The 22,429-nt window shown below is 60.7% G+C and carries 25 protein-coding genes; 13 read left to right on the forward strand and 12 right to left on the reverse strand.

The features are described from left to right. Nucleotides 1-16: 16 nt before the first annotated feature. The 3 genes from flaF to ACR0AC_RS19835 are packed head-to-tail and all read left to right on the forward strand — an operon-like array spanning nt 17 to nt 1,583. Nucleotides 17-391 carry a flagellar biosynthesis regulator FlaF gene (gene flaF / locus ACR0AC_RS19825; RefSeq protein WP_170455280.1) on the forward strand — a complete coding sequence of 125 codons (375 nt, stop codon included), beginning with the start codon at nt 17-19 and terminating at the stop codon, nt 389-391. Beyond that, nucleotides 391-792, forward strand: coding sequence for a flagellar biosynthesis repressor FlbT (flbT, locus tag ACR0AC_RS19830; protein WP_170455278.1), 402 nt, complete (start codon nt 391-393; stop codon nt 790-792). Before flaF ends, flbT begins: the two co-directional genes overlap by 1 nt. After that, nucleotides 789-1,583, forward strand: a complete 795-nt coding sequence (locus ACR0AC_RS19835) for a DUF1217 domain-containing protein (protein ID WP_170624631.1) — start codon at nt 789-791, stop codon at nt 1,581-1,583. Before flbT ends, ACR0AC_RS19835 begins: the two co-directional genes overlap by 4 nt. Before the next feature lie 111 nt (nt 1,584-1,694). Here ACR0AC_RS19835 and ACR0AC_RS19840 read toward each other — a convergent pair whose 3' ends face one another. The 3 genes from ACR0AC_RS19840 to ACR0AC_RS19850 form a co-directional block, all read right to left on the reverse strand. Continuing rightward, nucleotides 1,695-3,266 (reverse strand): DUF427 domain-containing protein, encoded by a 1,572-nt coding sequence (locus ACR0AC_RS19840; protein WP_170523811.1) that lies wholly within the window; start codon nt 3,264-3,266, stop codon nt 1,695-1,697. Nucleotides 3,267-3,357: 91 nt separating this feature from the next. Beyond that, a complete protein-coding gene (locus ACR0AC_RS19845; RefSeq protein ID WP_170523814.1) occupies nt 3,358-4,059 on the reverse strand; it encodes a helix-turn-helix domain-containing protein in 702 nt (233 codons plus the stop codon). After that, nucleotides 4,031-4,318 carry a hypothetical protein gene (locus ACR0AC_RS19850; RefSeq protein ID WP_170455270.1) on the reverse strand — a complete coding sequence of 96 codons (288 nt, stop codon included), beginning with the start codon at nt 4,316-4,318 and terminating at the stop codon, nt 4,031-4,033. The genes ACR0AC_RS19845 and ACR0AC_RS19850 overlap by 29 nt, the downstream gene beginning before the upstream one ends. A gap of 176 nt (nt 4,319-4,494) precedes the next feature. Here ACR0AC_RS19850 and ACR0AC_RS19855 point away from each other — a divergent pair, with 176 nt between their 5' ends. The 4 genes from ACR0AC_RS19855 (at nt 4,495) to ACR0AC_RS19870 (ending at nt 8,415) form a co-directional block, all read left to right on the forward strand. Further along, a complete protein-coding gene (locus ACR0AC_RS19855; RefSeq protein WP_480875593.1) occupies nt 4,495-4,959 on the forward strand; it encodes a hypothetical protein in 465 nt (154 codons plus the stop codon). 112 nt (nt 4,960-5,071) lie between these two features. Next, a complete protein-coding gene (locus ACR0AC_RS19860) occupies nt 5,072-5,689 on the forward strand; it encodes a ribonuclease HII (protein ID WP_480875596.1) in 618 nt (205 codons plus the stop codon). 107 nt (nt 5,690-5,796) lie between these two features. Then, complete coding sequence (locus ACR0AC_RS19865; RefSeq protein WP_170455264.1) at nt 5,797-6,897, forward strand: site-specific DNA-methyltransferase; 1,101 nt, start codon at nt 5,797-5,799, stop codon at nt 6,895-6,897. Between the two features lie 141 nt (nt 6,898-7,038). Beyond that, nucleotides 7,039-8,415: an adenylate/guanylate cyclase domain-containing protein gene (locus ACR0AC_RS19870; RefSeq protein WP_480586251.1), complete on the forward strand. Its 1,377-nt coding sequence runs from the start codon at nt 7,039-7,041 to the stop codon at nt 8,413-8,415. 78 nt (nt 8,416-8,493) lie between these two features. Here ACR0AC_RS19870 and ACR0AC_RS19875 read toward each other — a convergent pair whose 3' ends face one another. Together ACR0AC_RS19875 and mutY are read right to left on the reverse strand one after the other, a co-directional pair. Next, nucleotides 8,494-9,630, reverse strand: coding sequence for an alkane 1-monooxygenase (locus ACR0AC_RS19875; RefSeq protein ID WP_170455414.1), 1,137 nt, complete (start codon nt 9,628-9,630; stop codon nt 8,494-8,496). 61 nt (nt 9,631-9,691) lie between these two features. Further along, entirely contained in the window at nt 9,692-10,747 is a 1,056-nt protein-coding gene (mutY, locus tag ACR0AC_RS19880) for an A/G-specific adenine glycosylase (RefSeq protein ID WP_480875600.1), read from the reverse strand. A gap of 81 nt (nt 10,748-10,828) precedes the next feature. Between mutY and ACR0AC_RS19885 the strand changes: the two genes are divergently transcribed. Next, entirely contained in the window at nt 10,829-11,335 is a 507-nt protein-coding gene (locus ACR0AC_RS19885; RefSeq protein ID WP_170737802.1) for a DciA family protein, read from the forward strand. A gap of 13 nt (nt 11,336-11,348) precedes the next feature. Next, nucleotides 11,349-12,011, forward strand: a complete 663-nt coding sequence (locus ACR0AC_RS19890; RefSeq protein WP_480875603.1) for a DsbA family protein — start codon at nt 11,349-11,351, stop codon at nt 12,009-12,011. 40 nt (nt 12,012-12,051) lie between these two features. On the opposite strand, the gene lpxK is transcribed toward ACR0AC_RS19890, so the two are convergent. The 5 genes from lpxK to ACR0AC_RS19915 form a co-directional block, all read right to left on the reverse strand. Then, nucleotides 12,052-13,050, reverse strand: coding sequence for a tetraacyldisaccharide 4'-kinase (gene lpxK / locus ACR0AC_RS19895; RefSeq protein ID WP_170624713.1), 999 nt, complete (start codon nt 13,048-13,050; stop codon nt 12,052-12,054). Further along, complete coding sequence (locus ACR0AC_RS19900) at nt 13,037-14,272, reverse strand: 3-deoxy-D-manno-octulosonic acid transferase (RefSeq protein ID WP_480875606.1); 1,236 nt, start codon at nt 14,270-14,272, stop codon at nt 13,037-13,039. The genes lpxK and ACR0AC_RS19900 overlap by 14 nt, the downstream gene beginning before the upstream one ends. Continuing rightward, the gene (locus tag ACR0AC_RS19905; RefSeq protein WP_170624621.1) at nt 14,269-15,069 is read right to left on the reverse strand and encodes a 3'(2'),5'-bisphosphate nucleotidase CysQ; all 801 of its coding nucleotides are present in this window, start codon (nt 15,067-15,069) and stop codon (nt 14,269-14,271) included. The genes ACR0AC_RS19900 and ACR0AC_RS19905 overlap by 4 nt, the downstream gene beginning before the upstream one ends. Further along, complete coding sequence (locus ACR0AC_RS19910) at nt 15,056-16,402, reverse strand: TldD/PmbA family protein (RefSeq protein WP_480875610.1); 1,347 nt, start codon at nt 16,400-16,402, stop codon at nt 15,056-15,058. The genes ACR0AC_RS19905 and ACR0AC_RS19910 overlap by 14 nt, the downstream gene beginning before the upstream one ends. A gap of 135 nt (nt 16,403-16,537) precedes the next feature. Next, a complete protein-coding gene (locus ACR0AC_RS19915; protein WP_480875612.1) occupies nt 16,538-18,058 on the reverse strand; it encodes a DUF2125 domain-containing protein in 1,521 nt (506 codons plus the stop codon). Between the two features lie 139 nt (nt 18,059-18,197). On the opposite strand from ACR0AC_RS19915, the gene ACR0AC_RS19920 reads away from it, so the two are divergent. From ACR0AC_RS19920 to ACR0AC_RS19930, 3 genes are read left to right on the forward strand one after another with little or no spacing between them, the layout of a single operon-like run. After that, on the forward strand, nt 18,198-18,941 hold the full coding sequence (locus tag ACR0AC_RS19920; RefSeq protein WP_480627112.1) for an SDR family oxidoreductase: 744 nt from the start codon (nt 18,198-18,200) through the stop codon (nt 18,939-18,941). Then, nucleotides 18,938-19,546, forward strand: a complete 609-nt coding sequence (locus ACR0AC_RS19925; RefSeq protein WP_170455246.1) for an enoyl-CoA hydratase/isomerase family protein — start codon at nt 18,938-18,940, stop codon at nt 19,544-19,546. Before ACR0AC_RS19920 ends, ACR0AC_RS19925 begins: the two co-directional genes overlap by 4 nt. Continuing rightward, entirely contained in the window at nt 19,543-20,280 is a 738-nt protein-coding gene (locus ACR0AC_RS19930; RefSeq protein ID WP_480875616.1) for a VOC family protein, read from the forward strand. The genes ACR0AC_RS19925 and ACR0AC_RS19930 overlap by 4 nt, the downstream gene beginning before the upstream one ends. Here the strand turns inward: ACR0AC_RS19930 and ACR0AC_RS19935 are convergent, their stop codons facing one another. Next, the gene (locus ACR0AC_RS19935) at nt 20,281-20,577 is read right to left on the reverse strand and encodes an HNH endonuclease (protein WP_480627114.1); all 297 of its coding nucleotides are present in this window, start codon (nt 20,575-20,577) and stop codon (nt 20,281-20,283) included. A gap of 46 nt (nt 20,578-20,623) precedes the next feature. Between ACR0AC_RS19935 and ACR0AC_RS19940 the strand changes: the two genes are divergently transcribed. After that, on the forward strand, nt 20,624-21,814 hold the full coding sequence (locus tag ACR0AC_RS19940) for a TIGR03862 family flavoprotein (RefSeq protein ID WP_480875619.1): 1,191 nt from the start codon (nt 20,624-20,626) through the stop codon (nt 21,812-21,814). Here the strand turns inward: ACR0AC_RS19940 and ACR0AC_RS19945 are convergent. Beyond that, on the reverse strand, nt 21,811-22,398 hold the full coding sequence (locus tag ACR0AC_RS19945; RefSeq protein WP_170455240.1) for a glutathione S-transferase family protein: 588 nt from the start codon (nt 22,396-22,398) through the stop codon (nt 21,811-21,813). The genes ACR0AC_RS19940 and ACR0AC_RS19945 overlap by 4 nt on opposite strands. Between the last annotated feature and the right edge of the window lie 31 nt (nt 22,399-22,429).

The following is a 22,429-nucleotide window of genomic DNA, read 5'->3' on the forward strand; positions in this document are numbered from 1 at the left end:
ATTGGAAGGATTTCAAGTGACCCCGCAAATGCTTGCTCACAACGCCTACGCGCAAACCGCTGCCCCTATTCGAACGCCTCGCGATACTGAATTCGAGGCGATTTCGAAAATCACGCGCCGTCTCAAAGCGGCCGCAGCACGCAAGTCAACTGATTTTGCCGGATTTGTTCAGGCCGTGCATGAAAACCGGCGTCTGTGGACGGTTCTTGCAACGGGCGTGTCTGACTCGGATAACGCCCTGCCCAATGACCTGCGGGCCCGCATCTTCTATCTGGCGGAGTTTACCGAACATCACAGCAGTCAGGTTCTGACCAACAACGCAACCATTGATCCCTTGTTGGAAATCAACACCGCAGTTCTGCGCGGGCTGCGTCAGGGTGGGGCCGCGTGATGGGGGGGCTGGTCCTGAAATTGGCCCCGAAAGAGAGGGTTCTGATCAACGGCGTTGTCATTGAAAACGGGGATCGACGCAGCCGGTTCTCGATCATGACGCCGCAGGCCAATGTGCTGAGGTTGCGAGATGCCATTCACCCGGATGAGGTGAATACACCCGTCCGTCGTGTCTGTTACGCCGCGCAGCTTGTTCTGTCCGGGGATATGGATCCTGTTTCCGCAAGACAACAACTGCTGCGCCGCGTTGAAGAACTGAGTCAGGTTTTCACCGATGCCGACAGCCGGCGCGTTCTGACCGAAGCAACCGATGCGCTGGTGGCCGAGCATTATTATAAATGTCTGAAATCGCTCCGCTCGCTATTGCCGAGGGAAGAGCGTTTGATGGCCTATCAGCAATGACCTTCCAACCCGTCATACCCACTGGCGGGCTGGTCGGCTGGCGCTTTCTGCAACGCACGTACGATTCGCAGTTTCAGGCCTTTTCGACCTCGAACATCAACGAGCGAGAGACACGGTATTTTCTGGAAAACATCGGTCAGGTCGAAACAGCCGAACAACTGGTGTCGGATCGGAGGCTGTTGCAAGTCGCACTTGGGGCGTTTGGGCTTGAGGGTGATCTGGATAACCGCTTCTTCATCCGCAAGATCCTTGAGGATGGAACCAGCGCCGATGACGCCTTGTCCAACCGGTTGGCCGACAAGCGGTATCGCGAGTTCTCGGACGCTTTCGGATTTGGCCCCGGTCAGGTGCGGCGGACCGGATTTGCATCGCTTATGGAGCAGGTCGCACAGGACAACATGACCGCACGTTTCGAGATCTCGGTAGGTGACTCGGATGAGTCCATGCGCATCACCCTTTATGCGCAACACGCACTGACCGAACTGGCTGAGGCGGATACAAGCACGGACACGAAGTGGTTCGATCTGATGGGGTTACCGCCGCTGCGCAGCATGATGGAAACGGCATTGGGATTACCTGCGTCCTTCGGGCAGTTGGACATTGATACGCAATTGGTCGAGTTCAAAGAGCGTTTGTTCAGTCTGACGGGCTCTGAAGATCTGTCGCAATTCACGGATGAGGGCGCTGTGTCCCGCCTGACCGATACCTACCTTGCGCGCAGCCAGATTGCGCAGTTGCAGAACACGATCTCTCCTGCGCAGACCGCGCTGATCCTGCTGGGGGCCGGGTAATCCTATGATGGCCGAACAAGTCACGGGATGAACCGTCTTTGGCGAAACCGGGTTCGCCGAAGACTATGATTGCACCGCTGGTCGAAAGACCCGGATCGAGGCACAGGCAAGCTAAGAATTCAGGATGTCATCTGCAGATGTGCGCAATGCATAGGATCTGACCGGTTTGGACACATTATGCAACGCGACCTCGCCCAAGGGCTGCGCATTTGCGCAGGCCGGCGCGATGTCTTCCGAAACTACGATGCGGTGCCCAACGGTTTTGCCGAACTCCCCCAACCGGGCGGCGACATTGGCAGCCTGACCGATCACGGTGAAATCCAACCTTTCGCGCGAGCCGACATTGCCATAGGTCACACGCCCATAGGCCAGACCGATCGAGCAATCGCAATGGGTGTCGGTGCCGGCTTGCCGCAACTCGCCCAGTCGTTCGACAATTCCAATTGCCGTACGTTGCGCGCTTTCTCGCGCGACCGCGGGGTCGTCGATGGCCGGAAAGACAGCAAGCACAGCGTCGCCGATGAATTTCAGAACTTCTCCCCCATTGTCGTGAACGATGCCGGATACGGTTTCGAAAAACTCATTCAGAAGGTTGATATAAGCCGCACGTCCCAATTTCTCTTCAAGGCTGGTCGAATTGCGCAGATCGCAGAACATGATCGCCGCATCAATCTCATCCCCGTCGCCGCGACGGATTTCACCACCCAGAACCCGCGCCCCGGATCGTTTGCCGACATAGGTTTCCAGCAGAACCTGCGCGTTCTCGCGCTGCATGAACACTTCGTAATACCGGGCGATCACGGCCGAGCATTCAAAAACCAGCCCAAGATTTTCGGTCGTGAAGCCGTTGGGGTGATCGCAGGTCAGGGTCAGAACATTGGTGCGCCCGTCCGAAAACGGCAGCGGCATGGCGACATAGTCCGTTGCGCCCTTGGCCCTCAAATCCTCCATGATCGGGAAACTGTTATGGGGGTTCTCGTCGTTCAGCCGTTGCCGCACGCCACCCAGCCCGTTGGAAACATGACGCAGCGGGCTGTTGATAAACGCCGGATGGTCATGGATCTCGTAGGTTGGTGCGTGGGTCAGAATCTCGGCCTGATCCTTTTCCCAGATATAATGCTTGCCCACGATCAGGGGATGAAGCGACCAGGCCAGAATGCTGAGGCGTTGAATCGCGATCCCGTGTTCCAGCATTTTCTCGGCCAGCGCTTCTGTAAACGCCTCGGGCGTATTGGCGGTTGAGGCACCGCGCATCAGCCAATCAATCAAGGGGCCGCTGATGTTCCCGTCATCAGGTTCGCGCAGTTGGTTCTGGCCCAGATCGATCTCGGTATAGGCGCCGGGCATGAACCCGATATGGCCCTGAATCGCGATGCTTTCCGGCAGCGCGTCTTCATAGGCCCAGACGGAATTGGTCAGATGCTCACCCGGCAGGTTGATGTCATGATAGGTCGCGGTGCCCTTGAACGGGCAAAAGGTCTGCAGTTCGGTTTCCGAACTCAGGTCCACGCACAAATCCGCGCGCGGGATGTAGAGGGTGGGCGGCAGCCGTGTCTCATACATCACCTTGGCATTGTGGCTCTCGGCCAGAAGAATGTCGTTCCGGTAAATGGCAATTCTGCCCTTCAACGGCTCGACAGAGATTCCGTAACCTTTGGGTCTTGGTGTGGCGTGGACGTTCATGATCGACCTCCCTTGCCATGGGGTCCCAAAATAATGGGGTTTTCCGGTCTTTATTCCAAGGGGCACGGCCCAGTTTTTCCGCTGCGCCGGGTCACACCATCTGGATGACGTCCTTTTCGATGGACAGCATATAGCCCTTTTTGGCGATATTCTTGACCAACAATTCGCTGACCATCTGGTTGCCCAACGCGTCGCGAAGGCGTTTGATACGGGTGGCCCCGGCTGCCTCGTCACAATCGGCTGCATCACGGCCCGAGATCATCGCCTCGATCTGGGCACCTGACAGGACCTCGTCGTCAAGGCGGGATTCGGCCAGAATGGACAGGGTTTCCATCGCGGCAGGGGTCAGTTTGAAGTCCATGTTGTTGAGGTAAACCGTGTTTTCCTCGCGGCTGATCAAAAGCGAGGTCACCTGAATCCCGGTGCGTTCGATCTGTGCCATGCGCCGGTTCAGCAGCACCAGCATCACCAGAAACACAAAGGCCGAAATCAGCATCGCGCAGGAAAAGACAAGCAGCACATAGATGACCATCCGATAGCTGGCCAGCGTATCGGCAAAGGCGGTGCCGGATTGGGCCAGAATCTCCAACAGCCGGATTTCGGCCTGCGTGGTCAGGTCGCTTTCGACAAACAGCCTTTCGACCCGTGCGTTGAAGGCGTTGGCGTCGGGCAGGGTCCAGAACAGAAATGCGGCTGCGGTCACAAGAATGGCCAAGATGGCAGCAATGCCCAGCCCGACCAGTCGAACCCCAGAGCGTCTTGCGTCAGAAACGGAGATAGAATTTTCCGGCATTGGCCTTCCTTTGATCCAACCCTTCCGGCCCAAACACCGACATGACGTTCAGCAAGGTCCAGCCGGACCCGCGCAGGCGCTGGGCGACCTCCTGCTTTGCCTGCCCTTTTTTGCATGAAGACACCTGCATCACGCCGTAATGCAGGCGCAACGGATTGTCCTGTTTGGCCTTGTAGTCAGCATAGCAATCCGCCGCTAAAGCAGAGGAGCCCACCGATAACAGGGTCGCAATGACCAGAGAAGAGAGGATCTGTTTCATAGGCCGCATCCTGCGCATGGGTGGCCGGGATATTCAATAACATAAGGGGTTAGACGCGGCTGATATTCGATAACAACCGCGCGTTATTGCTTGTCTGAAGGGGACGGGCCCAGTGTCGGGGCATCACATTCGCGGTCCTTAGCGGGTCCGCCCCAAGTTGCGAAAGGACATGCATCATGCACCGCAAATTCATCGCCCTGATCGTCGCCACCGCCATTGCCGTTACCGGCGTCTCCGCCTCGCAAGCGCGGGCTGCAGATACCGGGGACATTCTTGGCGGGCTGGCCGCAATTGCCATCATCGGCGCGGCGGTCAATCACTATAACAAGGAAAAGCGCAGGGATCGACCGAGCCGCCAGTATCATCACGTGTACAAGGAACCGAAGATCGTACATCCATATGTTCGCCCGGTTCCGAAACGCGTGGCGCGATATGACCTGCCGCACCGGTGCCTGCGGACAATCAAAGGCTACGGACCCAACCGGCAGTTGCTTGGGCCAAAATGCCTGAAGAAACACTACAGACATGCCAATAGCCTGCCCAACCAATGCAAGGTCGGTTTCTGGAACGGCAAAAAGGTCAAGCGGGGGTATGAACCCGCGTGCCTGCGCCAGCAAGGATACCGCGTGGTTTACCAGTAATCGGTCACGAGCAGGAGCGGTGCCGCAAGAAGCGCCGCGCAAGAGAGGGGGCGGCGCAAGCTGCCCTCTCTTTTTTCTTGCGGTCGGTCGTGAAACGCGGTTTGCCAAAGGGATGATGGTACCGAATTTTGAACTTGAGCAGGCCCTGCTGGACCGGGGGCATCTGCGTGTCGCAGGTGTTGATGAGGTCGGGCGCGGCCCGCTGGCCGGTCCGGTTGTGGCGGCTGCGGTGATTCTGAACCCCGACGATATTCCCGACGGGTTGAACGATTCCAAGAAACTGACCGCCAAGCGCCGCGCCGCTTTGGACACGGCCTTGCGGGACAGCGCCGAATTTGCGGTTGCCGAGGCGTCGGTGGAAGAAATCGACGAGATCAACATCCTGCGCGCCTCGCATCTGGCCATGGCGCGGGCGGTGGCGGCCCTGGACCCTGCGCCCGATTTTCTGCTGATCGATGGCAATATGATACCGCGCGGCCTGAAAATCCCTTCGCAGGCGGTGGTCAAAGGGGATGCGCGATCGGTGTCGATCGCGGCGGCCTCGATCCTTGCGAAAAACTGGCGCGATCAGGTGATGGTGGATTTGGCGCAACAGCACCCGGGCTATGGGTGGGAGACAAACGCCGGTTATCCGTCAAAACAACACAAGGAGGCGCTGCAAAATCTTGGTGTGACCCCACACCATAGACGTTCGTTCAAGCCTGTCCACAATATCTTGTATCAAGAGTAAATCGTAAGTTGCTGATTCAAAAAAGAAATTGACGGCGAATCGTCTTTGACTCATCCTTGTCTCAACCAAATGAGCGCAAAAGCGCCGTGGATACTTGAGGCAGTAAAATGACAACAACCACCAAAAAGGGCGCAAAAGCGCTCCCTTTAAACACGATCCTATCCGGGGACTGCATCGATGTGATGAACAGTCTGCCCGAGGCGTCGGTTGACCTGATCTTTGCGGATCCTCCGTATAATTTGCAACTGAAGGGGCAATTGCATCGCCCGGATAACTCTCAGGTGGATGCGGTTGACGACCATTGGGATCAGTTTTCCAGCTTTGGCGCTTATGACCAATTCACCCGCGAGTGGTTGAAAGCGGCGCATCGTCTGCTGAAACCCAATGGCGCGATCTGGGTGATCGGGTCGTATCACAACATTTTCCGCGTGGGTTCGGCCCTGCAGGATGCGGGCTACTGGATCCTGAACGACGTGGTCTGGCGCAAGTCGAACCCGATGCCAAACTTCCGCGGCAAACGGTTCACCAATGCGCATGAGACGATGATCTGGGCGTCCAAGCGCGAAGGTGCGAAATACACGTTCAATTATGAGGCGCTGAAAGCCCTGAACGAAGGCGTGCAGATGCGCAGCGACTGGGTGCTGCCGATCTGCACCGGGCATGAACGGCTCAAGGATGAAAACGGCGACAAGGCGCATCCGACGCAGAAACCGGAATCGTTGCTGCACCGGGTTCTGATCGGCTCGACCAATCCGGGGGATGTGATTCTGGACCCGTTCTTTGGCACCGGCACCACCGGTGCGGTCGCCAAGATGCTGGGGCGCGAGTTCATCGGTATCGAGCGCGAGGAAAGCTATCGCAAGGTGGCCGAGAAACGTATTTCCAAGGTCCGTAAATTCGACCGTGAGGCGCTGGAAGTCAGCGCCAGCAAACGCGCCGAACCGCGCGTGCCCTTTGGCCAGTTGGTTGAACGCGGCATGCTGCGCCCGGGCGAAGAGCTGTATTCGATGAACCAGCGCCACAAGGCCAAGGTCCGCGCCGACGGGACGCTGGTGGGCGACAACGTCAAAGGTTCGATCCATCAGGTCGGCGCACATCTGGAAAACGCGCCGTCCTGCAATGGCTGGACCTACTGGTGTTTCAAGCGCGACGGCAAGACGGTGCCGATTGACGTGCTGCGCCAGCAGATTCGCGCGGAAATGAACTGATTTCACGAAAACCGCCGGTGCCTGTGGCCTGACACATGGCACTACGCCTTGCCCCGCCGATCATCCGGCGGGGTCTTTTGTTTTGGTCGCAGGAATGGTTGCATGGGATCACTCTGATACCTGATACGAGAGTGATCCCTCATGACAGACACCAGCGCCAGCCCCTCGCGTTTTGAAAGGTTCTTTGTCACCCGGCCCGACAATTTCGATCTGGACAACAAATACACCGAAGCCGCGCTGGAACAGCACAAGCGCGAGGGGCTGGAACTGGCCGTTCGCGCCCGCTGGATCGCGATGGGGCTGACCGGGGTGCTGCTGATCTACCTGAACCCGCAGTGGGAGGTGTTGTGGTATCACTTCATCCTGCTGCTGCTCTGCGCCAATGGCTGGCTGATCCGCCGCGCGGGCCGGGTGGGGCAATCGCGGGCTGAGCTGTTGCTGATCTTTGTCGATCTGCTGATCATGACCTTGGGCATGATCGTGCCCAACCCGTTCAGCGACGATGTCCGACCGCTGGCGATGCAGTACCGATTCGACAATTTCCAGTATTTCTTCATCATTCTGGCGGCGGGCACGCTGGCTTATTCCTGGCGCACGGTGATTGCCATCGGGTCGTGGACCGCAGGGGTATGGACTGCTGGGTGGATCATTGCCTGGTGGATCGCCACCCCCTTCCCCGGGATCAGCGAGCGGGTGGCGGATGCGTTGCAGGGCTATCCGGATGTGGCCGAAATGTTGGATCCAAACAGTTTCCGGGCCGAACTGCGCATCCAGGAGGTGATCGTGTTTGTAATGGTCGCGGTGACGCTGGGCGTGTCTATGCGGCGGCTGAACCGGCTGTTGATGACCAATGCGGGGCTGGAACGCGAGCGGGCGAACCTGTCGCGCTATTTCTCGCCCAATGTGGTCGATGAACTCAGCCAGAATGACGAGCCGTTGAAACAGGTGCGCAAGGAAAACATCGCGGTTCTGTTCATCGATATCGTGGGCTTCACCAAGTTTGCGGCGGGTCGCGACCCGTATGAGGTGATCGAGGTTCTGCGCGGGTTCCATGCCCGGATGGAGACCGAGGTTTTTCGTCATCATGGGACTCTGGACAAATATCTGGGTGATGGGTTGATGGCCACGTTTGGCACACCGGTCCCGACGCCGCTGGATGCCACCAATGCGCTGGGCTGTGCGCGGGCGATGGTGGACATGATCGACCGCTGGAATCTGGAACGCCGCCGCGCGGGCGAGGTTGAGATTCATGTTGGGATCGGGGTCCACTATGGCTCGGTCGTGTTGGGTGATATCGGGGCCAACCGTTTGGAATTTGCGGTGATTGGCGATGCGGTGAATGTGGCTGCCAAGCTTGAGGCGATGACGCGCGACTATAAGGCGCGCGTTGTGGTCAGTGACGCGCTGCGGGCTCAGGCGTTGCAGGAAAGCCCCGCACACGCGATGGAAGGGTTCACCAGGCGCAGCGCTCAGGCCGTGCGCGGAGTGGCGGACCCCATGGATATCTGGGTGTACTGAGGGGCTCCCGCCCGTCGTTGCTGCATCACAGATGCAGCGCCTTTGGTTGGGCCGGGCAGCGCGCAGGGCGCGCTGCGGTCACGCATTTGGCTGGGGGTTCTGCGCCTTGTTGTAGGGATGCCAATCGGTGATCTCAGGGTAGTATTGCCGCCGCCAGGCCCGCACACGGGGGTTCATGACGCGCCGCCACAAGGGCGGGATCATCGCGGCCACCGTCATGACCGGGTAGCCATGGGGCAATTGCGGCGCGTCCTCTTTTGCGTGGTTTTGCAGCAACGGAAAGCGCCGGTTGGGTTTGTAGTGGTGATCCGAATGGCGTTGCAGGTTGATCAGCAACCAGTTTGACGCCTTTTGCGAGGCGTTCCAGGAATGGCGCGGCAGAACATGTTCGTATTTCCCGTCGCCGATATGTTTCCGGGTCAGCCCGTAATGTTCGACGTAGTTCACCAGTTCCAACTGCCAGATCGCCACGCCCGCTTGCAGCAGGAACAGCCCCAACCCGGACCATCCGCCGATCAGGGCCGCAAGCGCCAGCATTCCGCCTTGCAGCGCCCAATACCGCCAGAACGGGTTCGACGGGTCGGTCCAGGGGCGATCCTTGCGGGCCAGCTTGTCCCGCTCGGCTTTGAAGGCGGACATGAGGCATTGCAGCAGGACGCGCGGGTAGAAGCGGTGGAAGCCCTCGTTATACCGCGCGGTCACCGGGTCGCGTGGAGTGCCGACATAGCGGTGATGGACCAACAGATGTTCGGACCGGAAATGGGAATAGAGGACCATGGCAAGCAGGATATCGCCCAGCCAGCGTTCCAGCCGGGATTTCTGGTGCATCAGCTCGTGGCTGTAGTTGATGCCAACCGTACCCGAGAGGATGCCCATACCGAAAAACAGCCCGACCTTGGACCAGCCTGACAGGTGATCGGTGTGCGTGACATACCAGATCAGGCCAAACAGGGTGACAAACTGAACCGGCACCCAAAGCTTGGTCAGCAGGATGTACCAACGCAGCACATCGTCTGGCGTTTCGGGATCGGCATTGTCCAGGTTAAGGCCGGTCAGGCGGTCCAGCGCGGCAAAGGCCCACCAGGTCGTCAGCGGGATCAGCAGAACCCACCAGCCGCCTGCGATGGCTGTGATCCAGATCAGGGGAACCAGCAGAAAGGACACCCAGAAGGGCAGAGCCGTTTGCCAGCGGGTCAGGGTCTCTGTTGTGATCATCATTCGTGCTCCGAACCGGTATGGGCAGCCTAGCCGGGCGACCCAATGGGGCACAACGGGCTTATTGCCCGCGCCACAGATCGTGGGCCTTGCGCATCACGGTTGGCAGGTCGCTGGGTTTGAAATCGTGTTTGGGCAGTATCGTCAGGCCGTTTGGTGTTTCTTGCTCAGGCAGGTCCGCTGTCCAGATACGCAGAACCAGATGGAAATGAGTGAAGGTGTGGCGCACTTCGCCGGGCAGCAGGTTCCAGTCGGCGCGGAACGGAGGTGCCTCGGCTGGTGCATCCGACCAGTCCGAGCCCGGCCAGCCCAGCATTCCGCCCAACAGCCCTTTGTCGGGACGACGCTCCAGCAGCAACGCTCCGTCCTTGCGCTGGGCGATGTAGACGTGGCCGAAGCGGGTGGGTTTAGGCTTTTTCGGGGTTTTCTTGGGCAATTCCGCTTGGGTTCCTTCGGCGCGGGCCAGACAGGGGTCACGCAGAGGGCAGATGCCGCAGGCGGGGGATTTCGGGGTGCAGATCGTTGCGCCCAGATCCATCACCGCCTGCGCATGGTCGCCGGGGCGCTGATCCGGCGTCAGCGCGGCGGCCTTGGCCTTCAGAACGGGTTTCGATCCGGGCAGCGGATCATGAATGTCATAAAGCCGGGCCATGACGCGCTCGACATTGCCGTCCAGCACGGTCTCGGGCCGGTCAAAGGCAATGGATGCGATGGCGGCAGCGGTGTAGGGACCGATCCCCGGCAATTCCAGCAAGGCGTCATAGGTGTCGGGAAACCGCCCGTCATGCTGATCGGCCACGACCCGGGCGCATTTCAGCAGGTTGCGGGCGCGGGCATAATAGCCAAGCCCTGCCCATTCGCCCATCACCTGATCATCCGGCGCGGCGGCCAGGTCCTGAACGGTTGGCCAGCGCGAGGTGAAACGCATGAAGTAATCACGTACGGCAGCTACGGTTGTTTGCTGCAGCATCACTTCGGACAACCAGACGCGATAGGGGTCTGGCTGCACGCCTGTGGCACGATCCGCAGGCCCCACGCGCCATGGCATGTCCCGCGCGTGACGGTCATACCAGTCGAGCAACGCGGCGCTCAGGTCGAATTCAGGGCTGTCACGCAAGATTTATCTAGCTCTCTGTCGGGTTTCGCTGGCACCTGCCGTTTCGCCCTTTACAATAGCGGCGCAGGAGTTGGAAACCAGATGCAGCGCAGACGTTCTTCGACCCGCGGGTTCAAACGGACCGCGACATTGCTGAACGATCAGATTCGGCGCGCCGGGGAAAGCCGGGGCTTTGCCGTGTCGCGACTGTTGACCCACTGGGCCGAGATTGTGGGGCAGGACACTGCCTCGATCGCGCGTCCGGTGAATGTGGGGTACGGCAAGGGCGGGATTGGCGCGACGCTGACCCTTTTGACCACAGGCCCGCAAGCGCCGATGTTGGAGATGCAGAAGGAACAGCTGCGCGGCAAAGTGAACGCCGTATACGGCTATAACGCGATCAGCCGCATCCGCATTACCCAGACCGCTCCGACAGGATTTGCCGAGGGGCAGGCCAGTTTCGATCACAAGCCGAAACAAGCGAAACCGGAAATAAAACCAGAAATTGCAGCCGAGGCAGACAAAGTGTCGCGCGATGTTCACGATGGTGATTTGCGCGCTGCCCTTGAACGTCTGGGCCGCAACGTTTTATCCAAACAGAAACGCTGAGAAAGGGCTGAGAATGAGCCGTATTGCAACCGTAATCTGTGCGGCTGTCGCCGTCGCCGCTGGCGGCTATTGGCTGACAACCTCGAATTCCACCCCCGCCAACCCGCTGGTTGGCAGTGCTATCGCGCAAGAGGCCGATCTGGACACCTCGACCATCGTCGAAATGGTGCAAGGGGCCGAGGATGCGCCGGTCGAGATCATCGAATACGCATCCTATACCTGCCCGCATTGTGCGAATTTCCATCAGGGCGCGTATAAGCAGCTCAAGAAGGATTTTATCGACACCGGGAAGGTCAAGTTCATCTACCGCGAGGTGTATTTTGACCGCTATGGCCTGTGGGCCTCGATGGTTGCGCGCTGTGCGGGTCCCGAGAAGTTCTTTGGCATCACCGACCTGATCTATGAAGGTCAGTCCGAATGGACCCGCGCGGGCGGCCCGCCGGAAATCGTCGACGAGCTGCGCAAGATCGGGCGTCTGGCCGGGATCGATGGCAATCAGCTAGAGGCCTGCCTGCAGGACGGTACCCGCGCTCAGACGCTGGTTGCGTGGTATCAGGAAAACGCCGAGCGTGACGATATTCAGGCCACCCCGTCCTTCATCGTCAACGGCGAGAAGGTATCGAACCAGTCCTACGAGGATTTCAAGCGGCTGATCGAAGCCGAGCTTGGCAGCTAAACCCATTCCCGGTCAGCCCGTTCAGGGCTGGCCGGATCCATCAGGGCGAAGGTGCCGCCTTTAACAGCATCTCGCGCACAGAATCGGCATCTGCCACTTGCAGGCGCACCGGCAGGGTCACGACCTTGCGACGAAAGGCATCGGGCAACCGGACCGCATCTTTTTCCGTTGTCACCATCTGAGCACCCAAGGACCGGGCTTCGTTTTCAAGCCGTGTCATAAGGGCTGTCGTCAGCGGTTGGTGATCGTCCAAAGCTTCGGCCCTCAGCAGCTCGGCCCCTTGCTGGCGCAGGGTCTGGAAGAATTTCTCGGGATGTCCGATGCCTGCAAAGGCCAGCACGCGCGACCCGGCCCAGTCCATTCCTGTTTGCAAAGGTTCGACGACACCGGTCGCGTGCGGCACTGAAATCTGATCGCCCCACTGATCGGCAAATACCTGTTGCGCGGGGGCGTCGCCAAGGGACAGAACCAGATCGGCGCGTTTCAGGCCCACATCGACGGGTTCGCGCAAAGGCCCAGCAGGCAGGCACAACCCGTTCCCGAACCCGCGTTGCGCGTCCACCACGATGATCGAGAAATCCTTGGCGACCGAGGGGTTCTGGAACCCGTCATCCAGCACGATCACACTTGCGCCTTCTTGTGCGGCAGCACGCGCACCGGCGGCGCGATCCTTGGCCACCCAAACCTCGGCAAACATGGCCAGCAGCAGCGGTTCGTCGCCGACTTGCGCGGCCGAATGTTTGCTTGGATCGACCCGCACCGGTCCTTCCAGCGACCCGCCATGTCCGCGTGTGACGATATGCGGTTCGTGCCAGTTGCTTCGCAACTGTTCCACAACCCAGATCGCCGTGGGGGTCTTTCCGGTTCCGCCTGCATTCAGGTTGCCGATGCAGATCACCGGAACGCCCGGATTGACCCCGGTATCGGATGCAACGCGGCGCGCGGTTGCCGATGCGTAGATACGGCCCAGAGGGGCCAGTAGCCGCGCCCGCAGGTCCAGCTTGTCTGGGCCGGTGTTCCAGAACTCAGGTGCTCGCATCATCTGCACTCCGCTGGTCCAGCGCTTCCTGCACCATCTCGATCAACTGGTCGGCCTGCGGCGCGCCTTCGGTGATCATTTGCCATCCTGCAAGGGCCATGCCAGCCGCCTGATCGGGGGCCAGAAGCTCGACGATCGCATCCCCCAACTCGGTGGCGGATTTCACCATGCGTGCCGCCTTGACCTGTTTCAACTGATCGTAAAGCTCTTGCTGGCTGTGCACAAAGGGGCCGTGCACAATGGCCGATCCCAATGCAATCGTCTCAAGCGGGTCCTTGCCAGCTGCGCCACGTTCAAGCGAACTGGCCATGAATGTGACGGGTGAGACTCGTTGCCAGAGGCCCAGATCTTCGGGCTCGGATGTCAGAATGACCTGTGTCGTGTCTTCGATCTTGTCGCCCTGATCCCAGTAGGCACAACGCAGATCCATCGATTCAAGCCGCCTGTGCAGCGGTCCGGCTTCGCGCATGTCGGCCACATGCAGCACCAGCGCCAGACGCGGCAGCATCCGCATCGCCTGACGATGGGCACTGAGAACCGAGATGAATTCCTTGTCCTGCACCCATGCCGCCAGCCAGACGGGCCGACCCGAAAAGATGTGATTGATCTCAATAAGCTCGTCTTCGGGCCAGGGTTCCGGGTTGGGGCTGATCTGCAGGGGGGGAGATACGGCAACCTTGGCCGATGCAACACCCATGCGCCGGATCTGGCGTGATGTGTCTTCGGATTTGGTCAGGATTCTGTCAAAGCAATCAAATGTATACCGGGAAATGTCCGGCAGCCACCGCGCGGTTCTGGGGATCTCGATCTCCAGCGTCGCCTCGATCAGGATCAGCGGTATGCCCCGTTCCTGAGCGCGGGTAATGATGTTGGGCATCAGGCCGCCGCCAACCCACAGCCCCATATTCGGACGCCAGTGGTTCAGAAACCCGCGTGCCGCGCCGGTGTGCTCGACCGGCAGGGTGATCAGCGGATAGGGCGTTTCGGTCCATCGTTTCAGGTCAGCCTTTGGCGGTGCGCTCAGCAGGATGGACAGGCCGGGCCGGACCTGTTGCAGACGGTGGCAGAAGTGATTGATCACCCGCAGCCGGTCCTGATCTGCGATGTGGATCCACAACAACTCCCCTTCAGGTCGCGGCAGGTCGGGCTGGCCATTGCCGTTGGGAACCCCCCACGACAAAACCCGATAGGCCGCAAGGCTGAGAGAGCGGGGCTTGCTCATCCGCTGATCCCGGGGCCGTTGGGATCCAGTTGTTCGGATAGCTGGTCGTGCAGGGGTTTCCCGGCGGCAATCACCCCGTTCAGGCGGGGATGGGCATTGTTGAAGCGCAGCGGTTGGCCTGCACGGTCGGAGCAGATGCCGCCCGCCTCGCGCACGATCAGGTCGCCTGCCGCGATGTCCCATTCCCAACTGGGGCGCAGGGTCAGCATCCCGTCGAACCGGCCCTGCGCGACCAGCGCCATGCGATAGGCCAGCGACGGGCGATAGGCCCGCGTGAACGACGGGGGCTGGCCCTGACGCCAATGATGGGGCGCGAGGTTTGGTTTGGCCGCCAAAAGCTCGGAATCGTCCAGCGTGGCGGTTGTTGCGATGCGGATGGGGGCGCCGTTCAGCGTGGCCCCCTGACCCTTGGCTGCGGCGTACAGCAGGTCGCGCAGGGGCAGATAGATCACCGCTGCCGTGACCTCACCCTTCTCAGCGATGGCCAGCGAATGCGCCCATGTGCGGGCACCCTCGGCAAAGCTGCGGGTGCCGTCGATCGGGTCGATGACAAAGACGCGGTCGCGGTTCAGCCGATCCGGCGTATCCTCGGTTTCTTCGCTCAGCCAGCCGTAATCGGGGCGGGCTGCGGGCAGGTGCTGCTCCAGCATGGCGTTTACCGCCAGGTCGGCCTCGGTCACCGGCCCGGCCCCGTCGGGCTTGTCCCAGCGTTGCGCCTGCGCCCCGGAATAGCGGGTGGCGATCTTTCCGGCCTCAAGGGCTGCGTCGATCAGAAGTGGCAGATCAGTTGCCGGCAAGCGTCATTCCTTCGATCAGCACCGAGGGGACGACCCGCGACAGATAAGCCCGCGCGTCATTGGCCGGGATCATCCGTTTCAGCATGTCGTGCAGATTGCCTGCGATGGTGCATTCGTTGACCGGGTGCGTGATCTCACCGTTTTCGACCCAGAATCCGGAGGCCCCACGCGAGTAATCGCCGGTATTCGGGTTGATCGTCGAACCGATCATCGACGTCACCAACAGGCCGGTGCCCATGTCGCGGATCAGGTCCGCGCGGCTTTGGTCACCCTGGGTCAGGCTCAGGTTCCAGTTGCTGGGCGAGGGCGGCCCCGACACGCCGCGTGTGGCGTTGCCGGTCGAGGCCATGTCCAGCTTGCGCGCGCTGGACAGATCCAGCGTCCAGCCCGTCAGAATGCCGTTTTCGACAATCGCGCGGCGGCGGGTCGGCAGCCCTTCGGCATCAAAGGGGCGCGAGCCCGAGATGCGCGGGCGGCTGGGGTCTTCGATCAGAGACAAATGTTCGGGCAGAATCTGCTTCCCAAGGCTGTCTTTCAGCCACGAGGCCCCGCGCGCGATGGCGGCACCGTTGCTGGCGGCCTGCAAATGCCCGATCAAAGACGATGAGATACGTTCATCAAACAGAACTGGAAAGCTGCCGGTCTCGGGCTTGCGCGCACCCCCAAGGGCCACGGCGCGTTCGCCCGCCTTGCGACCGATCTCCTGCGGGTCGCGCAGGTCGGACTGGAACGTGCGGCTGTCGCCGTCATAATCCCGCTCCATCCCCGTGCCTTCGCCCGAGATGGCGACGCACGAGGTTGAGCGATAACTGCGCGCATACCCGCCCGAAAACCCGTTCGTGGCGGCCAGAAAAACGCGGTGGGTTCCATAGCTTGCACCGGCGTCGGACACTTGCGACACGCCCGGTACGGCCAAAGCGGCGGCTTCGGCGGCAAGCGCATCCTGCATCAACGCATCTGGGGCAGGTTCCGGGGTGGGGTCGAACAATTCCAGCGCGTCGATGTCCCAGCCATTGGCCAGTTGCGCGGCATCGGCCAACCCGGCAAAGGGGTCCTCGGGGGCCTCTTTCGCCATGGCAACGGCGCGTTCGGCCATCGCGTTCAGGGTTTCGGGACGATTGTCAGAGCTTGAGACGATGGCCTGCCGTTTGCCGACAAACACCCGCAGCCCAAGATCGGTCCCTTCCGAACGTTCCGCATGTTCCAGGGCCCCGCCGCGCACTTCGACCGAGACCGACGAGCCGTCGATAACAATCGCATCGGCCGCTTCAGCCCCGGCTTTGCGGGCCGCATCCAGCAGGGATTGGCTGATTTCTTCTGGTGTGCGCGTCATGGGGCCTCCGGTTTGACTGCAATGGACCTAGCCTTGCACAGCCCGTCTCGCAAGACCCGTGACCGAATGGTTTTGTGACGTCTGCACCGTAGGTCAAGGGCAAGGGCGCGCGGTCACGCCCTTGCCCGATCACATTTACTTAATACGCTGACCATTCGCCAGAATCTGGCCGTCTTCGGTGAATTCGATGGTTGAATTCAGCGTGTCGGGCTCATCCCCCGGCACCGCCATCATGCCCATCATCATCCGGGCGCCCAAGGCATCGCTGTCGGACATCAGGCCCATACCGATCAGCTTGTCGATCAGCGCATTTGCCCCCACCAGTTGAAGGTTGGCGACACCAGCCGGGGCGGGCATGCCGAATTCCTCGGTGTTTGCGTTGTCGAAGGTGAAATCGCCGTCACCGGTCAGTCTTGCCCCAACCAGCGAGACCAGAAGCTCGTTGATTTTCAGCGAGTGCAACTCGGCCGGAATCTCGCCTGTTGCCTCGAACTCGGCGGCTTCTTCGGGATCGAAGATGTTCATCAGCACTTTGGCGGTGCCGCTGGTGTCCAGCGCGATGGTCGCCGGATCGCGGGGCAGGGTGCCTGCGGGGTCAAACATGCTCCACAAGATATCCGACATGGTGAAATCGGTCAGGTTCATCGAGAAGCCAAACGGCTTGACCTCATCCGACGGCTGAACCGGAATCTCAAGTTGCAGACCGGCCTTCTCCATCGCGGCTTCCAATGGGAAGGGCAGATCCGCCGTTGTCACCGCCAGCTTGGTGTTGTTCTGCTCGATATCATAGGCAATCCGTTCGGCATCCATGCTGGCCGCAAAGCGCCCACCTTCGGATGAGCTGGCCATGTTGAACTGCTCACCCTCGCTGACGCCGCTGACATCGGTCTTGCCCGAGGCATAGGTGAAATCGCCCGCAAAGGCGAAACCGGCAGCGTACAGCGCTTCGGGGTCGCTCAGGTCAAATTCCAGCGGCAGGATGTTTTCACCCGCAAACGTCAACTGGTCCATTTTGCCGACAAACAGGCCGGAATCGCCGTTCTCAGGGTCTTCGAACTGGATGTCGTAGGACAGTTCGGCGGCTTCGAACGTCTGATCGATTGTGCGCTCATCACCGATCAACATGCGAGAGCTTCCGGACAGGTCGGTCATGTCAAAGCTGACATTCAGAGCATCATCGGGCAGGGCTTCGTCGCCAGCCTGCAACTCGCCCAGAACGATGCTGAGGGTGGATGCGGAATAGTCATAGGTCATGTCTTCGGGCGAGCCGGAAACAACCATGTCCAGATCGGTCTGCGAATAGATCAGGTCGACCGAGAATGCCTCATCTTCGGCCGTGCCCGAGATTGTCATCGGGAAGCTGTCGGGAAAGCCGATGCTGACGGTGCCATCGCCGTTTTCGGTCAGTGTCATTTCCGGCATGACCATCTGGAACTGACCGTCATCTTCGGGGAAGGTCATCGACAGGGTCATGTCCGCGATTGTGGTCACGTCCCCGGCGTTGCTTTGATCGCCGGTAATTGTATAGCCCATCGACTGGAAATAGTTCTGCCAATCGGCCCAGACATCATTTGCAGTCAGGTCGGCCCAGGCGCCTTGGGTGGCAACGGCGTAAGCCAGGGCTGCGCCGCAGCTGCGGCGAAGGAAAACAGACATAAGGTAACCCTTCTTGATCAATTTGTGGCGCATGGTCGGGGTTGCGGCGGGTATCGTCAAGGGGCAAGGGCTGGACGCCTTCCCCGTTTCCGCGCTACGGCTTTGGACAAGGACCAGCCCACGGATTGAGGAGGGGGAAATGCAGGGAAAAACAGTACTCATAACAGGGGCCAGCCGGGGAATCGGGGCCGAGGCGGGGCGCGTTTTTGCCGCAGCCGGGGCCAATGTCGCGCTGATTGCACGCAGTCGTGATCAGATTGATGCGCTGGCGGCTGCGCTGGGGGATAACGCGATTGCGCTGGCTTGCGACGTCAGTGATTTCGCGCAGGTCGAACAGGCGGTGGCCGATTGCGTTGCCCGGTTTGGCGGTCTGGACGTACTGATCGGCAATGCAGGTGTGATCGAGCCGATCTTTCACCTGTCCAACGCCGATGTCGCATCCTGGAGCCAGGCCATCGATATTAACCTCAAAGGCGTATTCTACGGCATGCGCGCCGCCCTGCCGGTGATGCGCGCCGCCGGGGGTGGTACGGTCCTGACCGTCTCGTCCGGTGCGGCATCGAACCCGGTTGAGGCGTGGAGCCACTATTGTTCCTCGAAAGCGGGTGCGAAGATGCTGACCGAATGCCTGCATCTGGAAGAGGCGCATAACGGTATCCGCGCCATGGGCCTGTCGCCGGGCACTGTGGCCACGGATATGCAACGTGTCATCAAGGCCAGCGGCATCAACCCGGTTAGCCAGTTGGATTGGGATGTTCACATCCCGGCGGACTGGCCCGCGCGGGCGCTGATGTGGATGTGTTCGTCAGACTCGGATGAGTTCTTGGGCTCCGAGATTTCCCTACGCCAAGATGACATCCGCCAAAGGATCGGCTTGACGTGATTGAATTGACGAAGGACGACGGTCTATGGACCGTCACGATCAATAACCCGGGCAAGGCAAACGCCCTGACCGGTGCGATGCTGACCGAACTGGCCGAGATTGCCGAGGCCGCGACCGAGGCCAGCGCGCTGATCCTGACAGGTACCGGCAAAGTGTTCAGCGCCGGGGCCGATCTGGACGAGGCGCGCGCCGGGCTGGCCACCTCGGACGTGTGGGAGCGCCTGTCGGGCGCGATTGCCGCCTTGCCCTGTCTGACGGTGGCCGCATTGAACGGTACGCTGGCCGGTGGGGCCAACGGGATGGTGCTGGCCTGTGATCTGCGCATCGCGGTGCCCTCGGCCAAGTTCTTCTATCCGGTGATGAAGCTGGGCTTTCTGCCGCAACCGTCCGATCCCAAACGCATGGCGGCCCTGATTGGCCCGGCGCGGACCAAACTGATCCTGATGGCAGGGCAGAAGATCACGGCAGAGGAAGCCTATGCCTTCGGTCTTGTGGACCGCATCGTCGCGCCCGAAGACCTGATGCCCACAGCGCGCGAGCTGGTGGCGGACAGTGTCGCTGCAAAGCCCGACATCGCCGCTGGCATCGCCGAGCTGTGCCGATGAGGTTGTCCGCGCTGCGATTGCGCGTCGCCGCTCCGGATCGCCTGGCCGGATTTTACCGGAACGCGCTTGGCATGTCGGTGCGGGCCGAAGGGCAAAACCGCCGCGTCGGCTATGACGGGCAGGATGCGGATCTGTTGCTGATGCCAGGTGGCGGCGGGTACGCCCATGATCAGGGGCAACGATACTGGAAGATCGGGATTACTCTGCCCGATGTGGACGCGGCGGTTGAGGCGTTGAGCAAACAGGGCCATGCTGTCAGTGTCCCGCGCCAGTTTCTGGATATCGGCTACATGGCCCATCTCAGCGACCCCGAAGGCTTTGTGATCGAACTTCTGCAACATGATTTCGAAGGCAACCGGCCCGAAAATGCAGCCGATCCCGCGAACCCGTTCGCGCAGGCGCGGGTCGGTCAGATCACCCTGCGTACCGGCGATATAGCCGCCGAGGACGCGTTCTGCCGCGCCCGGGGCATGAAACTGCTGTCAATGCAGGACGTCGCTCCATACGGGTTCGATCTGCATTTCTACGCCTTCACGCAGGACGCCCCGCCTGATCCCGACCCGTGGGCGGTCGGAAACCGCGAATGGTTGTGGAAGCGCCCCTACACAACGCTGGAATTTCAGCACATTCAGGGCGCGCAATTCGCACCGGTGCCGGATTTCAAGGGGTTGGAGTTCGAGGGCCTGGCCCAGCCGATTTCGGATGCCTTCGGTGATCCCGTCCTGCCCGGCTGATCACCGAGCGCGCCGTTTTCCCGGCACTTTCGAACGAAAACCGGGCGGGCGTTTGCGGACCCAGTTCAGGAATTTCTCAAGCCTGGGATGCGCGCGCAGGGCCTCGACCGTGTTGAAACTGCGCGCCAATTCGGCCTCGGTCAGCGTGGCGTGGATTTCCTTGTGGCAGATCTGGTGCAGCAGAACGGTGGGTCCGCCCTTGCCTCCTTTGAGTTTTGGGATCAGATGATGCAGGCTGCCGCCGCCTTCGGGGATCGGGCGGTCGCAAAGCGGGCAGATCGGATCGCTGTTCGTCATGATCGGGAATGATGCGCCTGTGGGCGACGAAGGCAAGAGGGTGCGAATGGCGCAGGCAGTGGTGATCGGGGCAGGTCCCGCCGGGTTGATGGCGGCGGAACAGCTTGCCCGGGCCGGTCACTCGGTTCTGGTGGCCGAGGCCAAACCCTCGGTCGCGCGCAAGTTTCTGATGGCGGGAAAATCGGGGCTGAACCTGACCAAGGATGAACCTTTCGAGACCTTGATCCAGTCTTATGACGAAGCCGCCGACTGGCTGCTTCCGATGCTGACCGAGTTCGACGCGCAGGCCGTTCAGGACTGGGCGCGCGGTTTGGGGCAAGAGCTGTTCACCGGCTCGACGGGCCGGGTATTTCCAACCGTCATGAAAGCCTCACCCCTGTTGCGCGCGTGGCTGGCCCGCCTGTCAGAAGCGGGCGTTGAGATCAGGACGCGCTGGCGCTGGACTGGGTGGCAGGGCGATGTGCTGACATTCGACACCCCGGACGGCGAACACAGCCTGACGGCAAGCGCGACAATTCTAGCGATGGGCGGGGCCAGTTGGGCGCGATTGGGATCGGACGGCAATTGGGCGACCCCCCTTGCCGACAAAGGTGTTCAGATCACCCCGTTTGCTCCCGCCAATGCCGGTCTTCTGGTCGACTGGTCCGACCAAATGGCATCGCATTTCGGCGCGCCAATCAAAGGTGTTGCCCTGCAAGCCGGGTCCTTGCACACACGCGGCGAGGCGGTGATCTCGGCCCGCGGGCTGGAGGGCGGCGGCATCTACACCATCTGCAAAGCGGTGCGAGACGGGGCGCCATTGACGCTCGACCTGATGCCTGATGTGTCGCAGGACGACGTGGCGCAGCGCCTCAGCAAACCGCGCGGCAAGGCCAGCCTGTCCAATCACATCCGCAAAGTTCTGAAACTGGGGCCGACCCGAACGGCGTTGCTCATGGAGTTCGGGCGGCCCATCCCGTCCGCGCCCGATGCCTTGGCGCAACTCATCAAATCGCTGCCGGTTCATCATGCGGGCCCGCGGCCAATGGACGAAGCCATCTCAACCGCAGGTGGCGTTTCGTGCGCGGCCCTGACCGATGGCTTGATGCTGACGGCCCTGCCAGGCGTTTTTTGCGCCGGAGAGATGCTGGACTGGGAAGCGCCAACAGGTGGTTACCTGTTGACGGCGTGTCTGGCCACAGGGCGCTGGGCCGGTCGATCCGCAGTAGACCGGCTGAGGCAAAACGGTCCTGATTAATTGAGTTCGGCCAGTTTCTTATAGGCAGGCCGGTTCCGCATCTCTTTGCCGTAGGCTTTCAACACGTCCGAATCCAACGAAAAGCCCGCGCCCTTTGCCCAGCTCATGCAATGTACCAGCAGGATATCGGCGATGGTCATTTGATCACCCATCAGGAACGGACCCTGGAACCGTTTCTCTAACCGCTTGAAATTCTGATCGAACTCCCATTTGGCGGCCTCGCCAATCTGCGGGACGCGCTTGTCCTCGGGCAGGATGAACCCGTGCCGTGCCGCAACCCACAGGACCGCGTCCAGTTCGTCCAGAATCGCGTGGAACACCGAATCCTGAGCGGCGCGTTCAGGGCTGCCCGCCGGGAAGGTGAAGGCCCCGTGTTTGTCGGCCAGATAGGTCATGATCGCGGAACTGTCCGAGATCACATGATCGCCGTCCACCAGAACCGGAATCTTGCCGCTGTGGTTCAACGCGGCAACCTGTGGATCACGTGGTCCGACATTGACCAACTCGTACGGCTGCCCGAGCTCTTCCAGCAGCCAGATGACGCGCGAGGCGCGGCTTTGGACGCGTCCATAGATCTTGTACATGCTGATCTCCTGCCATTTGCTGGCCTGAGTG

Source organism: Ruegeria sp. H7 (assembly GCF_056532945.1).

Excerpts from the sequence above, each read along its gene's own strand:
- flbT (WP_170455278.1), top strand. The coding sequence starts at position 391 with ATGGGGGGGCTGGTCCTGAAATTGGCCCCGAAAGAGAGGGTTCTGATC.
- ACR0AC_RS19835 (WP_170624631.1), top strand. The coding sequence starts at position 789 with ATGACCTTCCAACCCGTCATACCCACTGGCGGGCTGGTCGGCTGGCGC.
- ACR0AC_RS19840 (WP_170523811.1), bottom strand. The coding sequence starts at position 3,266 with ATGAACGTCCACGCCACACCAAGACCCAAAGGTTACGGAATCTCTGTC.
- ACR0AC_RS19845 (WP_170523814.1), bottom strand. The coding sequence starts at position 4,059 with ATGCCGGAAAATTCTATCTCCGTTTCTGACGCAAGACGCTCTGGGGTT.
- ACR0AC_RS19850 (WP_170455270.1), bottom strand. The coding sequence starts at position 4,318 with ATGAAACAGATCCTCTCTTCTCTGGTCATTGCGACCCTGTTATCGGTG.
- ACR0AC_RS19855 (WP_480875593.1), top strand. The coding sequence starts at position 4,495 with ATGCACCGCAAATTCATCGCCCTGATCGTCGCCACCGCCATTGCCGTT.
- ACR0AC_RS19860 (WP_480875596.1), top strand. The coding sequence starts at position 5,072 with ATGATGGTACCGAATTTTGAACTTGAGCAGGCCCTGCTGGACCGGGGG.
- ACR0AC_RS19865 (WP_170455264.1), top strand. The coding sequence starts at position 5,797 with ATGACAACAACCACCAAAAAGGGCGCAAAAGCGCTCCCTTTAAACACG.
- ACR0AC_RS19870 (WP_480586251.1), top strand. The coding sequence starts at position 7,039 with ATGACAGACACCAGCGCCAGCCCCTCGCGTTTTGAAAGGTTCTTTGTC.
- ACR0AC_RS19875 (WP_170455414.1), bottom strand. The coding sequence starts at position 9,630 with ATGATCACAACAGAGACCCTGACCCGCTGGCAAACGGCTCTGCCCTTC.
- ACR0AC_RS19885 (WP_170737802.1), top strand. The coding sequence starts at position 10,829 with ATGCAGCGCAGACGTTCTTCGACCCGCGGGTTCAAACGGACCGCGACA.
- ACR0AC_RS19890 (WP_480875603.1), top strand. The coding sequence starts at position 11,349 with ATGAGCCGTATTGCAACCGTAATCTGTGCGGCTGTCGCCGTCGCCGCT.
- lpxK (WP_170624713.1), bottom strand. The coding sequence starts at position 13,050 with ATGCGAGCACCTGAGTTCTGGAACACCGGCCCAGACAAGCTGGACCTG.
- ACR0AC_RS19900 (WP_480875606.1), bottom strand. The coding sequence starts at position 14,272 with ATGAGCAAGCCCCGCTCTCTCAGCCTTGCGGCCTATCGGGTTTTGTCG.
- ACR0AC_RS19910 (WP_480875610.1), bottom strand. The coding sequence starts at position 16,402 with ATGACGCGCACACCAGAAGAAATCAGCCAATCCCTGCTGGATGCGGCC.
- ACR0AC_RS19915 (WP_480875612.1), bottom strand. The coding sequence starts at position 18,058 with ATGTCTGTTTTCCTTCGCCGCAGCTGCGGCGCAGCCCTGGCTTACGCC.
- ACR0AC_RS19920 (WP_480627112.1), top strand. The coding sequence starts at position 18,198 with ATGCAGGGAAAAACAGTACTCATAACAGGGGCCAGCCGGGGAATCGGG.
- ACR0AC_RS19930 (WP_480875616.1), top strand. The coding sequence starts at position 19,543 with ATGAGGTTGTCCGCGCTGCGATTGCGCGTCGCCGCTCCGGATCGCCTG.
- ACR0AC_RS19935 (WP_480627114.1), bottom strand. The coding sequence starts at position 20,577 with ATGACGAACAGCGATCCGATCTGCCCGCTTTGCGACCGCCCGATCCCC.
- ACR0AC_RS19940 (WP_480875619.1), top strand. The coding sequence starts at position 20,624 with ATGGCGCAGGCAGTGGTGATCGGGGCAGGTCCCGCCGGGTTGATGGCG.
- ACR0AC_RS19945 (WP_170455240.1), bottom strand. The coding sequence starts at position 22,398 with ATGTACAAGATCTATGGACGCGTCCAAAGCCGCGCCTCGCGCGTCATC.